Origin of the sequence: Ascidiaceihabitans sp. (assembly GCF_039986515.1) — a bacterium.
Taxonomy (GTDB): domain Bacteria; phylum Pseudomonadota; class Alphaproteobacteria; order Rhodobacterales; family Rhodobacteraceae; genus Ascidiaceihabitans.
On sequence record NZ_JBDWQO010000014.1, the window covers coordinates 31,580 to 46,674 of the forward strand.

Annotated in this window: 11 protein-coding genes; 4 read left to right on the forward strand and 7 right to left on the reverse strand. The window is 56.8% G+C overall.

Going from position 1 to position 15,095, the window contains the following annotated elements:
• The first annotated feature begins 90 nt into the window (after positions 1–90).
• Positions 91–1,719: an AMP-binding protein gene (locus ABJL60_RS12495; RefSeq protein WP_348289015.1), complete on the forward strand. Its 1,629-nt coding sequence runs from the start codon at positions 91–93 to the stop codon at positions 1,717–1,719.
• A 58-nt stretch (positions 1,720–1,777) separates the two neighbouring features.
• Positions 1,778–2,791: a hypothetical protein gene (locus ABJL60_RS12500; RefSeq protein ID WP_348375815.1), complete on the forward strand. Its 1,014-nt coding sequence runs from the start codon at positions 1,778–1,780 to the stop codon at positions 2,789–2,791.
• Positions 2,792–2,866: 75 nt separating this feature from the next.
• Here the strand turns inward: ABJL60_RS12500 and ABJL60_RS12505 are convergent, their stop codons facing one another.
• From ABJL60_RS12505 to ABJL60_RS12530, 6 genes are all read right to left on the reverse strand, one after another.
• Entirely contained in the window at positions 2,867–4,297 is a 1,431-nt protein-coding gene (locus tag ABJL60_RS12505) for an SPOR domain-containing protein (RefSeq protein ID WP_348375816.1), read from the reverse strand.
• Between the two features lie 90 nt (positions 4,298–4,387).
• Positions 4,388–5,020 carry a uracil phosphoribosyltransferase gene (upp, locus tag ABJL60_RS12510; RefSeq protein ID WP_348289022.1) on the reverse strand — a complete coding sequence of 211 codons (633 nt, stop codon included), beginning with the start codon at positions 5,018–5,020 and terminating at the stop codon, positions 4,388–4,390.
• 148 nt (positions 5,021–5,168) lie between these two features.
• On the reverse strand, positions 5,169–6,350 hold the full coding sequence (locus ABJL60_RS12515) for a phosphopentomutase (RefSeq protein WP_348375817.1): 1,182 nt from the start codon (positions 6,348–6,350) through the stop codon (positions 5,169–5,171).
• Positions 6,350–7,666: a thymidine phosphorylase gene (locus ABJL60_RS12520; protein WP_348289027.1), complete on the reverse strand. Its 1,317-nt coding sequence runs from the start codon at positions 7,664–7,666 to the stop codon at positions 6,350–6,352. Before ABJL60_RS12520 ends, ABJL60_RS12515 begins: the two co-directional genes overlap by 1 nt.
• Positions 7,667–7,670: 4 nt before the next feature.
• Entirely contained in the window at positions 7,671–8,060 is a 390-nt protein-coding gene (locus tag ABJL60_RS12525) for a cytidine deaminase (RefSeq protein ID WP_348289125.1), read from the reverse strand.
• Positions 8,061–8,191: 131 nt separating this feature from the next.
• On the reverse strand, positions 8,192–9,277 hold the full coding sequence (locus ABJL60_RS12530) for a cupin domain-containing protein (protein WP_348375818.1): 1,086 nt from the start codon (positions 9,275–9,277) through the stop codon (positions 8,192–8,194).
• 134 nt (positions 9,278–9,411) lie between these two features.
• Here ABJL60_RS12530 and ABJL60_RS12535 point away from each other — a divergent pair, with 134 nt between their 5' ends.
• Positions 9,412–11,685, forward strand: coding sequence for an NADP-dependent malic enzyme (locus ABJL60_RS12535; protein WP_348375819.1), 2,274 nt, complete (start codon positions 9,412–9,414; stop codon positions 11,683–11,685).
• 159 nt (positions 11,686–11,844) lie between these two features.
• A complete protein-coding gene (locus ABJL60_RS12540) occupies positions 11,845–13,734 on the forward strand; it encodes an AMP-binding protein (protein ID WP_348375820.1) in 1,890 nt (629 codons plus the stop codon).
• Here the strand turns inward: ABJL60_RS12540 and ABJL60_RS12545 are convergent.
• The gene (locus ABJL60_RS12545) at positions 13,719–14,990 is read right to left on the reverse strand and encodes an Hsp70 family protein (protein WP_348375821.1); all 1,272 of its coding nucleotides are present in this window, start codon (positions 14,988–14,990) and stop codon (positions 13,719–13,721) included. The two genes, ABJL60_RS12540 and ABJL60_RS12545, sit on opposite strands and share 16 nt — an antisense overlap.
• Positions 14,991–15,095 lie beyond the last annotated feature (105 nt).

The following is a 15,095-nucleotide window of genomic DNA, read 5'->3' on the forward strand; positions in this document are numbered from 1 at the left end:
GGCAGTCTCTTTCATTTGGGGTAAGACCCACTTGCAATATCCTCTTTTTTTGGCAATTCAAGTAAGATCAACGCGAAGGGGAGATCGCAAATGGGCTGGATGAACGATGAAACTGGTTTGGACAAATGTGCCGCCAATTATGTACCGCTGACGCCTTTGTCGCATTTGCGGCGCGCCGCACATGTTTTTGCCGGACGCCCCGCTGTGATTTATGGCGATCACCGTGTCACATATGCACAGTATTATGACCGGTGCACGCGTCTGGCCTCTGCTTTGGTATCGATGGGCGTCACCCCGGGCGACGTCGTGGCGACCCTTATTCCCAATCTGCCCGCGCAGGCCGAAGCCCATTTCGGGGTGCCCGCCTGTGGCGCAGTCCTGAACACGATCAACACCCGACTTGATGTCGATACTGTTGCGTATATTTTCGACCACGGCGAAGCCAAAGTTGTTTTAGCTGACCCGCAATTCATGCCATTGGCAGAAGCCGCCGTCGCACAAATGGACGGGAACGCCCCGATTCTGATCGAGGTTGCGGACGCTGCCAACGGCTGGCCCGCTTCGGGACGCCATCCGGTTTACGAAGATATCCTGACGCTGGCCGATCCGAACTTTGCTTGGATCATGCCCGAAGATGAATGGGAAAGCCTTGCCCTGAACTATACTTCCGGCACCACGGGCCGCCCCAAAGGCGTCGTGTATCATCACCGCGGCGCATATATGATGACAATGGGCACCGTCATTTCATGGCGCATGGTCTTGCATCCGGTCTTTATGGCCATCGTACCCTTGTTTCATTGCAACGGCTGGAACCACACATGGATGATGCCCTTGATCGGTGGCACTTTGGTATGCTGCCGCGACATCAGCGCTGATGCAATTTATGCAGCCATCGCCGACGAAGGCGTCACCCATTTTGGCGGGGCCCCCATCGTGTTGAATATGATTGTCAACGCAGATGAAGCAGAACGGCGCGAGTTCCACCACCAAGTCGAAGTTTTCACGGCAGGTGCCCCCCCCGCCCCGGCCACATTGGGCAAGATCGAGGCCTTGGGCTTTAACGTCACCCAAGTCTACGGGCTGACAGAAACCTACGGGCACGTCACCGAATGTGTCTGGAAATCAGAAGAATGGGACGCATTGGACCAGTCCGACAAAGCCGCCATAAAGGCCCGCCAAGGTGTTGCCATGCCAATGATGGAACATATCACCGTTGTGGATGAGACCATGGGTCAGGTCAGGATGGACAGTACCGATCAAGGCGAAATCGTGATGCGGGGGAACTCTGTCATGAAAGGCTACCTCAAGAACCCGGACGCCACAGCCAAGGCCTTTCAAGGGGGGTACTTCCATTCCGAAGACCTCGCTATCCAGCATCCCGACGGCTACATCCAGATCGCGGACCGCGCCAAAGACATCATTATCTCGGGCGGCGAAAATATCAGCTCTGTAGAAGTGGAAGGCGTTTTGATGGGCCATCCTGACGTGTCATTGGCCGCTGTTGTCGCAAAACCGGACGACAAATGGGGCGAAGTGCCCTGCGCCTTTGTTGAATTGAAAGAGGGGTGCACAGGCGACGCCGCGCAAATGATCGCTTTCGCCCGCGAGACGTTGGCTGGGTTCAAAGCGCCAAAACTGGTCATCTTTCAAGAGCTTCCCAAGACATCGACGGGGAAAATCCAGAAATTTGAATTGCGCAATCACGCGCGGACACTTTGATAGATGCCACAACAGGTGTTAGGCTGCGTGCTCAACAACAGCAAAAACTGAGCAGACGATGACCGCCCTGACCAAATATGACCGTTTGGAAGCCACAGGGCTGTGGCGGGCCACGCCGCAGGACCAGCGACGCGAAGTTGTGGTGTCCATCGGGAACGCGACCCTCGTCATCAAGGATCTCACAGACAAAGCCATCACGCATTGGTCTTTGGCCGCAGTGGAACGCAGCACCACTGGCAATGCACCCGCTACATTCCATCCCGACGGAGATCCCGGCGAAACTTTGGATCTGGCCGCAGACGAAGCCGATATGATCGACGCTATTGATCAACTGCGCCGTGCAGTGGCCAAGGCCCGGCCCCGCCCCGGACGCTTGCGCTGGTTGGGGGCTGCGTTGTCGGTTTCAGCCGTGGTTGCGGGTGTTACCCTGTGGCTGCCCGGTGCTTTGACACAACACGCACTGGACGTGGTGCCAACGGTCATACGCGCCCAGATCGGCGAAGATTTGTTGCGCCGTATCCAGCGGGTGACAGGACAGCCCTGCAGATCCGCCGGGGCAGGCCCCGGTTTAAAAACGCTGGGCTTGCGAACGAATACCGAGAACTTGGTGATCTTGCGCAGCGGACTAAACGACAGCCTGTCATTGCCTGGCGGAAAAATCCTTTTGCATCGCGGTCTCGTCGAAGGCTTTGAAGAACCCGACGTGGCGGCTGGCTACATTTTGGCAGAAACCCTACGCATCCAGACACATGATCCGCTGGAAACCCTTTTGTCTCAGGCAGGTATGCGCGCCAGCATCAGCTTGTTGACCACCGGAAATCTACCATCCACGACATTAGACGCACACGCCGAACGCATATTACAAGCACCGCGTCCCCCCGTGGACGACGTGGCCCTGCTGGCCGCCTTTGCATCCGCTGAAATTCGCAGTTCTCCGTATGCCTATGCACGCGACATCACCGGTGAAGAAACATTGCCGCTGATAGAAGCAGACCCGATGCGCAATGCTGACCCCAAGCCACTCTTGCGCGATGCGGACTGGCTGCGCCTTCAAGCCATCTGCGGCAGTTGATCCCTTATCCAACACACGAAAAAAGCACGGCCGCAATGCAACCGTGCTTTGATACTTTTGCCACGAAGTGACCCGTTACTTGCGCAAGAATGCATCCGAATAGCCCGCACGGCGCACTTGGGCCAAAGCCCGCGACGCATCACGGGAAAACGGCCCCGCCAACACAAGACGATAGGTTTTGCTGCCACGTGTGAATTTCCCAACGCGCACGGGCAGACCCATGGCTTTCAGCCGCTGTGCCGTCGCTTGTGCATTGCCTGCTTGGCCGAATGTCCCAACCTGAACGTAACGACCAGCCTGCGGCGCGGCCTTTGGCTTTGCAACTGGCGCGGACCGGGTCGACACAACAGGTTGACGTGCAATCGGCGTACGCGAGGATTGTTTGTTGCGCACGATCCGCTTCAAAACTTGTCCATCCCGACGCACAATAGACACCGTGCCCAATTCGCGTTGTTGTGTCGCCATATCGGTGTAAGGATAGATCAGTGGCACAGAGCCAGTGACATCTCGGCGCGTGTTCGCGTTGATCAGACGGCGCGGCACTGTATTCGTCCACAGGTAGTTCGTTGCCAAAACACCGCCGACAGATTGCTCCGCGCGTTTGGGGTTCAATCGATCATCTTCCCATACAGTGCGATATCCGTTCGGAACGGACGTCTTTTGGGTGTTTTGACGCTGCACATGGACATGGCGCGGCACGATGCGTGTGCCACTGTTCACGGTTCCGCCAGTCGCGATCCCCTGAGGCACAGATGTGATACGACGCGGTTGCGCAGGTTGGCTGACCACACCCGCACGACGGGTCACAACAGTAGCAGCGGTTTGCCCCCCCTGCACACCGACGATACGGCCAGCTTGCGGGCCACAGCGCACAGGCAGTTTGCTGCTGGAATTGATGTACTTGCGGCTAAGCGATGTCACACCGCAATTGCCACCACGTTGCACAGCAGCCGGTACAGTGCGGCGAACAGGCGCTGGTTTTGGCGCGACAACAGGCTTTGGTGGTGCAACTTGGGCCACAACAACCGGTGCACGCTGCTGAACCCGACGCACGACAGGCTTAGGCGCAGTCGTTTTGACACGCTTTTTAACGCGGGCCACCTTAACGGTTTTCGCAGGCGCTTGAACGCGGGCTTTTTTCTTCGGGACCGGTTTTTTCAAAGCGGGTGCAGGTGCAGCAGCTTGAGTTTTTGGCGGATCAAGAGTGATCTGAACCGGTGGTTTTACAGCCGGTGCAGAGGCCGCGGCCGTACGACGAACGGATGTCGGGTTTTGCCCACAAAGCTGTTTGCGGTCACGCGATACACGCGGAACCCACGACACGTTGCCGCTGATACCCGCGCGGATATAGACGCACCCACGGCTGTCGACATATTGCGTGCCTTTGTAGCTGGCCGGCGGAAACTCCGCTGGTTCGTCTGCATTACGCAAGCTTTGCGAATGTCCGGCTTGGGCCATCATGGCCGCGACAATGGCAGTTGTCGCTATAATTCTGGTAAGTTTCATCTGCGCCCCCACAAGATATGGCAGCAAAATGCCCCAGTTCCACCCGCGAGTCTAGGGACATAGAGGCCGTGAAGGCGGATTTCACACAGTTTACTTGGTGCCAAACATCCGATCGCCAGCGTCGCCCAGCCCCGGCACGATGTAGCCCACGTCATTCAAACGCGCATCCACCGCGGCTGTGACAATCGGGACGTCGGGATGTGCCTCTTTCATACGGGCAATTCCTTCTGGAGCTGCAAGAAGGCACAAAAACCGGATGTTGGTGGCACCAGACTGTTTCAAAAGGTCGATGGCTGCGACAGAACTGTTTCCCGTCGCCAGCATTGGGTCAACAGCAATCACCAAACGGTCTTCCATCGCATCGGGAACCTTAAAGTAATACTGCACAGGTTGCAGGGTTTCTTCGTCGCGGTACAAACCAACAAAGCCGACGCGTGCTGACGGAATAAGCTCAAGAACACCATCAAGCAAACCGTTCCCCGCACGCAATATCGAAATCAAAGCCAGTTTTTTACCATCAAGCGTCGGCGCGTCCATGGCTTGCATCGGTGTGTCGATACGCTTGGTTGTCATGGGCAACCCACGTGTCACTTCGTAGGCCAAAAGCTGCGAAATCTCACGCAGCAGCTGGCGAAACACAGCAGTCGGGGTTTGCTTGTCGCGCATAATCGTCAACTTGTGTTGAACAAGCGGGTGATCGACAACGGTAAGATGGTCAGACATGGTTTGGCTCCTTATGCAAAGCCGTTGTGCCAAGTCGCCGCGCGACACACAAGACACTTCGACACTTCTTCTTTTCGCGACAAATATCCTGGGGGTTTGGGGGCAACGCCCCCATTCAAGTTTTGGTGTGCGCCGATCAGGCGCTCATTCAGGCAACACCCAAGTGATCCGCGACCAAACCCGCCACATCGACAAAGCCCATATGGCCCAATTCACGCGGTCCCAGACCATGCACCAGAACCGGCACACGTTCGCGGGTGTGATCTGTTCCCGCCCAGGTTGGGTCGTTGCCATGGTCAGCTGTCACAATCAAAATGTCATCTGGCTGCAACTTGGGCAAAATCTGCCCAAGGGCCATGTCAAACCATTCAAGATGGCGGGCGTAGCCGGCGACATCACGGCGATGCCCAAACAGACTGTCGAATTCAACAAAATTGGCAAAGGTCAAACTGCCATCGCACGCCTCGGCAACCAGATCAGCCAAGTGCTGCATCAGCGTGGCATCACTGCCTTTGCGCACCTCGTCAAAACCCTGCATCGAAAAAATGTCACCGACCTTGCCGACCCCGTACACTTTATGACCGGCGTTCTGAACCCGATTGGTCAAAATGGGACCTGGTGGCACAATCGCGAAATCACGCCGGTTCTGAGTACGCTCGAAAGCGCCAGCTTGCCCCACAAAAGGCCGCGCAATCACGCGCCCCACTTTCATTTCGTGCAACACAGGGGCCACCCGCACGCAAAGATCCAACAACCGATCCAACCCGAAATGCTCTTCATGCGCCGCGATTTGGAACACGCTGTCTGCACTGGTGTAGCAAATCGGCTGCCCGCTTTGAATGTGGGCCGCGCCGTATTGCTCCAGAACCTGCGTACCTGACCCATGCGCGTTGCACAAAATGCCCTCTACGCCAGCAATGTCACACACAGTCTGCGTGACATGAGGCGGGAATGCCGGGGATGCCTCCGGGAAGTAATGCCAATCCCAGGGCACAGGCAATCCGGCCAATTCCCAATGACCCGATGGCGTGTCTTTGCCATTTGACGTCTCCGTGGCAGCGCCCCACGCCCCAACCGGCTTGCAGCCCAACCCCGGTGCGGACAAACCGGATGCCAAGGTCACGGCCGCTCCCAAGCCCAAAGCGTCCAGACAAGGCACATGCAAAGGTCCGCTGCGCCCCACATCGGCATCACCTTGCGCACAGGCTTGCGCAATATGGCCAACGGTGTTCGCGCCTGTGTCCGGCAAGTCGCCATTAAAAAATGCACCCGCGTCCGGCGCGCCACCGATACCAACTGAATCGATCACCACCAGAAACGCGCGTGCCATCAGCCGATACGCTCTTGGATCAGTTCGGGAATGACGGCAGGTTTCGGCCCTATTTCGATCGCTTTGCGCAACGCATGTTCGGCGGCATCCGCTTGATCCGAACGGCCTGCGTGGACCACGCCCAAAGGTTGCCCACGTGTCACTTTTGCGCCCAAGCGTATGACATCCGAAAACCCGACGGCCCAGTTGACCTTGTCGGTTTCCACACGGCGTCCGCCCCCCAAGGCCACAACAGCATGGCCCAAACCTTCAGCGTCCATCCCGCTGACATAGCCGTTTTGTTTGGCGGTGACTTCGCGGATCACTGTGGCTTCAGGCAGGAAACGCGCCCAATTTTCAGTGAACTGCACGGGTCCTCCCATAGAGGCCACCATTTGGCCGAACCGCTCAGCGGCACGACCATCCCGAATGGCCGCGACAATAGCCTCTGCACCAGATTGCACGTCGCTGGCCAGCTTGGCATTGGCCAGCAAAACCCCACCCAAAGCCGCACAAACATCCACAATTGGCCCCTGCCCTTTGCCGCAGGTCAAAACGCGCATGATTTCCGCAACCTCCAAGGCATTGCCCAATGAGGGCACCAAAGGTTGGCTCATATCGCTGATGATGGCAGTTGTACGACAGCCCGCGGCATTCGCTGTTTTGGTCAGGGCTTCCGCCAATTCGCGGGCCTGCCCGATGTCCTTCATAAAGGCACCTGACCCCGTCTTGACGTCCAAAACCAGACCATCCAGCCCAGCCGCCAGTTTTTTGGACAGGATCGACGCCGTTATCAAATCCATACTTTCAACGGTGGCCGTCACATCGCGCACAGCATAAAGCCGCTTGTCGGCAGGTGCGATGTCAGCAGTGGCACCGACAATGGCGCAGCCGGCTTTGGTGACCGTGTCACGAAACCGTCGTTCAGACAGTTGGGTGCTGAGGCCCGGGATGGCCTCAAGCTTGTCCAATGTACCGCCGGTGTGGCCCAAACCACGGCCAGAAATCATTGGCACAAATGCACCACAAGCTGCCAAAGCAGGCGCCAGAACCAGGCTGACGCAATCGCCCACGCCGCCTGTGGAATGCTTGTCCAAAACTGGACCATTCAGATCCCAAGACAACACATCGCCGCTGTCGCGCATGGCCATCGTCAAGGCAACACGCCCCACATCGCCCAAACCGTTCAAGCAGACCGCCATAGCAAAGGCACCAGCCTGCGCATCACTGACCGTTCCATCCGCCAAGCCCTGCGCAAACCACGCCATAGCGTCGCGGTTGGGGGTCTGGCGTTGACGCAGTTTTGCAATCACGCTTTGCGCAGAAAAATCACTCATTGTTTTACTCTTCCATATGCGACGCGGAAAAGGTGCCTGGCAACAGCTCTGCCAAGGTCATGACCTGTTCCACACCTTGCGTGGTTGCCATTGTAACCGGCACCGCGCCATCCCCGAATTCAGCTAGCTTCTGACGACACCCACCACATGGCGTCACGGGCAAGGCAGCCCCTGCGATCACGTAAGCCTCTGATATTGCTGTCTCACCTGCCGCGACCATTGCAGCGATCGCACCCGCTTCCGCGCAGGTGCCTTCAGGATAGGCCACGTTTTCTACATTGCAGCCCACATAGATTGCGCCAGAAGTGGACCGGATTGCAGCGCCGACCTTGAATTGCGAATAAGGCGCGTGTGCGTTCAGCCGAACAGCTTTTGCAGCTTCCCTTAACGACATTTTCACCCCCAGTGCGCCCAAAACCATTGATCCGTATTCATGTGCCTATGGCATCCGATTTGCAAGGGGACGCTTGCCTGAATTGCGCAAATCCCCAAGGCATCAGGCAATTCACCACATCGGTTTTATTATTATCCTACGGTCGTCGAAAAAACACCCGGCAATGATACTTCAAGCAGCTCCAGATCGTCTGTCGCACCCACAAGGCGCGTCCGCATGCCGGGCGGCACAACAAACGCGTCCCCCGGTTCCAACATGTACGGATCGCGCCCTTCGCCTTCCAGCGTCACACGTCCTTCCATTACAAAGGTGAACAAAATGTCACTGGCGTGTTGGGACCATGGCACATCGCCCGTCGCCAAACGCACCACATGAACGCCCGCAACCCCCTGGGTATGGTCGGCAATTTCAGTGTCTCGGCTTTGAAGTCCCGGAACACGAAACGGTGCCCATGTGGCGTCTTCTGCTTTATGATGCACAAACCGTTGCCCCTGAAACATACGGGTCGGATTGGCCGGACCGTTGGGCAATTCCATCTCATGGTCGATGCTTGTGACGTGTTCGGCTGGCACACCAATTTCGATCACTTCGATGTTGTCGGACGCAAACAAAACACGGTGACGGATTTCAGGGGGTTGGATCACACAGTTGCCCGCATGCAACCGAAACGGTTCACCTTGGTCTTCGTACACAAGATCCACCCATCCGCGGTAACAGAAAATTAACTGAAAACCGACCCTATGGTAGTGCACCATGTCCGGCACCGGACCTCCATCAGGAATACGAATATGCGACGCAATGATAGAGCCACCCAATCGGTCGGGGATCAGATCACGGTAGTGCATGCCCGCGCGTCCGATCACCCATGGCGCTTGATCCGCCAAACGGCGCACCACAAAGGAATGCACAGTTTGCGGCAACACCAGCGGCGGGTGCAATTCTGTTATCTCAACCACGGTGCCGCCCGGACTGGTCAGTTGCGCCTCACCCGCTGCGAAACCGGCAACATCGTCGGTTCGTATCATCATCCGACCCGCACTGGCCGTCAGCCCCGCGTCCAAACGAACAGCCACACCGTGACCGGAAAACACAGCCACGCTTGGGTCATCTGCCGGATAAATCATATCCATTTGCATCCCCAAACTCTTGGTGAAAAAGGCGATATCACCGCGCAAGTCGGTTGTGGGCAAACACAGTTCTGCATGTATCATTGTCATGGCACCGACATTGCGCGACGGCGTGCGCCGACGCAACCATCGTTACCAATTTTTGCGTTGAAATCAAAGTAGGTTGGCCCCGCCACAAAAATAGTTTAATACTAAACTAAATCTCAAACACCCCGGAGACCCCGATGAGCGACACGCCAAATCTACGCCAAGCCGCACTAGATTATCACGAATTTCCGCGCCCCGGGAAGCTTGAGATCAGAGCAACCAAACCCTTGGCAAATGGCCGCGATCTGGCACGTGCCTATTCCCCTGGCGTGGCAGAAGCCTGTCTTGAAATCAAAGAAGACCCCGCCAACGCAGCCCGCTACACATCACGTGGCAATTTGGTTGCGGTGGTGTCCAATGGAACGGCTGTTTTGGGATTGGGCAACATCGGCGCGTTGGCCTCCAAGCCCGTGATGGAAGGCAAGGCGGTTTTGTTCAAAAAATTCGCTGCCATTGATTGCTTTGACATTGAGGTGGATGAAACCGACCCCGAAAGGCTGGCCGACATCGTCTGTGCGCTTGAACCATCCTTTGGCGCGATCAATCTGGAAGATATCAAAGCCCCCGATTGTTTTATCGTCGAAAAACTGTGCCGCGAACGCATGGGCATTCCCGTTTTCCATGACGATCAACATGGCACCGCCATCGTGGTCGGCGCCGCAGCGACCAACGCGTTGCACGTTGCAGGAAAAAAATTCGAGGACATAAAAATCGTATCCACAGGCGGGGGCGCCGCCGGCATCGCCTGCCTGAATATGTTGCTAAAGCTTGGCGTCAAACGCGAAAATGTCTGGCTGTGTGACATTCATGGCCTTGTATACGAGGGGCGCGAAATCGACATGAACCCCGCAAAGTCGGAATTCGCGCAAGCCACCGACAAACGCACATTGGATGATGTTATTGCAGGGGCAGACATGTTTCTTGGCCTGTCAGGCCCCGGCGTTCTCAAACCGGAACACGTCGCGCAAATGACAGCGCAACCCATCGTTTTTGCCCTTGCCAACCCGACCCCTGAAATCCTGCCCGATGATGCCCGTGCCGTGGCCCCTGATGCAATTATCGCCACAGGCCGCAGTGATTTCCCCAACCAAGTCAACAACGTACTGTGTTTCCCATTTATCTTCCGCGGCGCGTTGGACGTTGGCGCAACAACCATCAACGACGAGATGCAACTGGCCTGCATCGAAGGGATCGCAGCACTGGCGCGTGAAACGACGTCGGCCGAAGCTGCAGCTGCTTACCGAGGCGAACAACTGACCTTTGGGCCGGATTATCTTATCCCGAAACCCTTTGATCCGCGTCTTGTGGGCATTGTCAGCTCTGCCGTAGCAAAAGCCGCAATGGAAACCGGAGTGGCCCAGCGCCCCATCGTCGACCTGGAAGCTTACAAAGAAAAACTGGACGGTTCTGTTTTCAAGTCAGCCCTCTTGATGCGTCCAGTCTTTGAGGCCGCCCGCGCCAAGTCGCGCCGCATCGTGTTTGCAGAAGGCGAAGATGAACGCGTCTTGCGCGCAGCCCAAGCGATGCTGGAAGAAACCACAGAACGCCCCATCCTGATCGGCCGTCCCGATGTCATTGAAAAGCGCATCGAACGCGCGGGCCTGACCTTTAAATTGAACGAACATGTTGATCTGGTGAACCCGGAAAACGACCCGCGCTACCGCGATTATTGGGGCACCTATCACAGTCTAATGTCGCGCCGGGGTGTCACGCCGGATTTGGCCCGCGCCGTTATGCGCACCAACACCACAGCCATTGGCGCAGTCATGGTGCAACGCGACGAAGCCGACAGTCTGATTTGCGGCACTTTTGGCGAATTCCGCTGGCACATGAATTATCTGACCCAGATTTTAGGGCGCAAAGGACTGCATCCTGTGGGTGCCTTGTCGATGATGATCCTGGAAGACGGGCCACTGTTTATTGCCGACACCCATGTGCACATGGAACCCTCTGCGTCCGAGCTTGCGGAAATCGTCGAGGGTGCGGCCCGTCACGTGCGTCGCTTCGGGCTGGAACCGCGCATCGCCTTGTGCACACAATCCCAGTTTGGCAACCAGCCGGGCGGGTCAGGTGCCCGTATGCGCGAAGCCATCGCCCATCTGGACGCAAGCCCGCGTGACTTCTGCTATGAAGGTGAAATGAACATCGACACGGCCCTCGATCCCGAACTGCGTCAGCGCATCATGCCAGACGGTCGCATGGATGGCGCGGCCAACGTTCTTGTCTTTGCCAACGCGGATGCCGCGTCAGGGGTGCGTAACATTTTGAAAATGAAAGGGGGCGGGCTTGAGGTTGGTCCAATCCTGATGGGCATGGGCAATCGTGCGCATATTGTTTCCCCTTCGATTACGGCACGCGGTTTGTTGAACATGTCAGCGATCGCAGGCACCCCTGTCGACCACTACGGGTAAGGCGTCGGCCTCTTGGTGCTGCGTTGTTAAACTAATTTTCAAACCGACCCCTGCGGTTTGAAAACTCGTTCACTCCAAAATGCCTCTGTTAGCGCAACAAGCTTGCTCCGCCCTTGCGCCCCTCTTAACACTGCACGGATTAAGTGGAGGAGGAACACAATGGGTTATCACGCGGAATACACAGCGTCTTTACAAGATCCCGAAAGTTATTGGCTGAAGGCTGCCGAGGCCATCGACTGGGATGTGCCCCCGACACAGGCGCTGTTTGATCGTGGCGAACACATCTATGAGTGGTTCGCGGATACGCGTGTGAACACATGCTATAATGCCGTGGACCGCCATGTTGAAAACGGGCGCGCAGACCAAGCAGCCATTATCTACGACAGCCCGATCACGGGCCGCAAATCCACCACCACCTACGCAGAATTGCAAACACGGGTCGCAGCCCTTGCAGGTGGCCTTGCCGCAAAAGGCGTCACCAAAGGCGACCGCGTCATCATCTATATGCCCATGGTGCCCGAAGCACTGGAAGCCATGTTGGCCTGCGCCCGCATAGGTGCGGTGCATTCGGTGGTTTTTGGCGGGTTTGCTGCCAATGAACTGGCTGTGCGTATCGACGACTGCACCCCGAAAGCGATCATCGCCGCCTCCTGTGGGCTGGAGCCAAACCGCGTTGTCGCTTACAAACCCCTGATTGATGGCGCAATTGAATTGGCAGACCACACGCCAGAATTTACCATGATTTTGCAACGTGAAGAAAACCCATGCGAATTGGGCACAAATGACGTCGATTGGTATGATTTCCAGCAAGGCACCACCCCCGCGCCTTGTGTCCCGGTCGAAGGCACCCACCCTGCCTACATCCTTTATACGTCCGGCACGACAGGGGCCCCAAAGGGGGTTGTGCGTCCGACCGCAGGCCATCTTGTGGCGCTGAACTGGACAATGAAGAACATCTACGACGTTGATCCCGGTGACGTGTTTTGGGCGGCATCCGATGTGGGCTGGGTCGTGGGGCACAGCTACATCTGCTACGCCCCCCTGATCGCGGGCAACACCACCGTGGTGTTTGAAGGCAAACCTGTTGGCACACCCGATGCCTCCACGTTCTGGCGAGTCATTTCCGAACACAACGTCCGCAGTTTCTTTACCGCCCCCACAGCTATTCGTGCCGTCAAACGGGATGATCCCGAAGGCAAACTGGCGGCCAATTTCGACCTGTCCGGCTTGCGTGCCCTGTACCTTGCAGGTGAACGCGCCGACCCCGATACAATCGAATGGGCACAGGAATTGCTGGGCAAACCTGTCTATGACCACTGGTGGCAAACCGAAACCGGCTACACCATCGCGGGCAATCCCGCCGGACTGGAAGCTTTGCCTGTAAAAATCGGATCGCCCACTGTGCCAATGCCCGGCTATGACGTGCAAATTCTGGATGACGCAGGCCATCCTGTGCCTGCAGGCGAATTAGGCGCGATCGTGGTGAAACTGCCCCTGCCACCGGGCACATTGCCAACGCTTTGGAACGCGCCTGAGCGTTTCAAGAAAAGCTACCTGCACGCCTTCCCCGGCTACTATGAAACCGGTGACGCGGGCATGATCGACGAAGAAGGCTACCTGTATATCATGGCGCGAACGGATGATGTGATCAACGTGGCGGGACACCGTCTGTCCACTGGCGGCATGGAGGAAGTCCTTGCAGGTCACAAAGATGTTGCCGAATGTGCGGTGATCGGGGTCACAGACCAACTGAAGGGGCAAATGCCCGTTGGATTCTTGTGCCTGAACACCGCATCCAAACGCGATCACGCAGAGGTTGTGGCAGAGTGTGTCAAACGCATCCGGGATCAAATCGGACCAGTGGCCGCCTTCAAATTGGCAGTGGTGGTCGACCGGTTGCCCAAAACACGGTCAGGCAAAATCCTGCGTGGCACCATGGTGAATATTGCGGACAACACACCCTTCAAGATGCCCGCAACCATCGACGATCCTGCCATTCTGGACGAGATCAAAGTGGCGCTGCAGTCCATCGGTTACGCTGCAGGCTGACGTCCAAAACGCATCGGGTCGGCGCTGCCCAGCGCCAACCCGTCCACCACCGCGGTAAAGGCGTCGCGGTAGTCCAGTTCAGCCTTTGGGCATGCCTCTGCCAAGGCGTTTTGCACCGGGCGCAACAGGCTTGAACCACCGACAAACACAACGCGCACGATGTCTTCAGGCATGCACCCTGCCATGGTTAATGTATCCAACGCACCTTGCTTGATGTCTGCGACCTCTTTGGCCAACGACGCCTGCATTCCAGTTTGCGTCAATGGTGCACCAAGCCCTTTCTCGACAATGCTTAGGTTGATCTGGGCATCTTCTTCGTTGGACCGGATTTTGCCCGCTTCAACGGCGAATGCCACTTCATGGCCAAGCTCCATATCCAACACTTCGAATAATCGCTCCATCGGCTTTGGCTCAACCGCCAACCGCACCATCTTGGCCACATCACGTTTGACATCACCCGCATACAGGAACGGAATTTGTTCCCATGTTGCCAGCTTTTGAAACAGTGAATTCGGCGTCGCCATTGCGCCTTTGCCCATCTCGTTGCGGATCAAAGCCCCTTTGCCCAGCAGCGGCATAACATGGTCCAGACTAAGGCGTTTATCAAAGTTCGTCCCACCCATGCGGATGCCCGAATTGGCCAGAACCTCGATGCCGTCTGCCATGCGGAACACGCAAAAATCCGAAGTACCACCGCCAATATCCACAATCAACGACAGGCCCGGCCCGCGCGGCACACCCGACGCCAAAGCCGCCGCTTCCGGTTCAACCAAGAACCGCAGATCCTTGAAACCCGCCCGCATGTAACACTCAACCAGATCGGCCTCTGCACGCGCATTCCGGTCTTCGTCCGCCGAGTGGAACCGCACAGGACGCCCCGACAGCACATAATCAAAAGTCTGGTGGCATTGCGCTTCCGCACGGGATTTCACCTGGCTCAGAAAAGCGCCAATGATATCGTAGAAATTCATCTTCTCGCCAAGGAACATGCGCATTTCACCCATCAATGATGTGCCTAAAACGCTTTTTAGCGCCCGCATGTACCGACCTTCTTCGCCCGCGATCAACGCGCGATTGGCGGCTGACCCCATGGACATCTGCGATGCCCCCACACCGAAAAACACCGATGTTGGCAGCGTCGGCGCCCCTTGTTCTATCGGGATGAGATAGGGCTTACCAGCGACAGCCACCCCTGCTGCAGAGTTCGAGGTGCCAAAGTCGATGCCAAGCGTTTTGCCTGCCCAGTCGTGCGCCATGCCCAATCATCCCCGCTTAGAAAGGCTGTGCGCATACCCCAACCCTGTTCCGACCTCAACCCGGGACTTCATTAAATGGATATTCACCTAATTGCTTCAAAACTC

Bases quoted from the DNA above. Each gene is read 5' to 3' on its own strand.
- ABJL60_RS12520 (WP_348289027.1), bottom strand. From the start codon at position 7,666: ATGAGTGATTTTTCTGCGCAAAGCGTGATTGCAAAACTGCGTCAACGC.
- ABJL60_RS12525 (WP_348289125.1), bottom strand. From the start codon at position 8,060: ATGTCGTTAAGGGAAGCTGCAAAAGCTGTTCGGCTGAACGCACACGCG.
- ABJL60_RS12530 (WP_348375818.1), bottom strand. From the start codon at position 9,277: ATGACAATGATACATGCAGAACTGTGTTTGCCCACAACCGACTTGCGC.
- ABJL60_RS12540 (WP_348375820.1), top strand. From the start codon at position 11,845: ATGGGTTATCACGCGGAATACACAGCGTCTTTACAAGATCCCGAAAGT.
- ABJL60_RS12515 (WP_348375817.1), bottom strand. From the start codon at position 6,350: ATGGCACGCGCGTTTCTGGTGGTGATCGATTCAGTTGGTATCGGTGGC.
- ABJL60_RS12545 (WP_348375821.1), bottom strand. From the start codon at position 14,990: ATGGCGCACGACTGGGCAGGCAAAACGCTTGGCATCGACTTTGGCACC.
- ABJL60_RS12500 (WP_348375815.1), top strand. From the start codon at position 1,778: ATGACCGCCCTGACCAAATATGACCGTTTGGAAGCCACAGGGCTGTGG.
- ABJL60_RS12495 (WP_348289015.1), top strand. From the start codon at position 91: ATGGGCTGGATGAACGATGAAACTGGTTTGGACAAATGTGCCGCCAAT.
- ABJL60_RS12505 (WP_348375816.1), bottom strand. From the start codon at position 4,297: ATGAAACTTACCAGAATTATAGCGACAACTGCCATTGTCGCGGCCATG.
- upp (WP_348289022.1), bottom strand. From the start codon at position 5,020: ATGTCTGACCATCTTACCGTTGTCGATCACCCGCTTGTTCAACACAAG.
- ABJL60_RS12535 (WP_348375819.1), top strand. From the start codon at position 9,412: ATGAGCGACACGCCAAATCTACGCCAAGCCGCACTAGATTATCACGAA.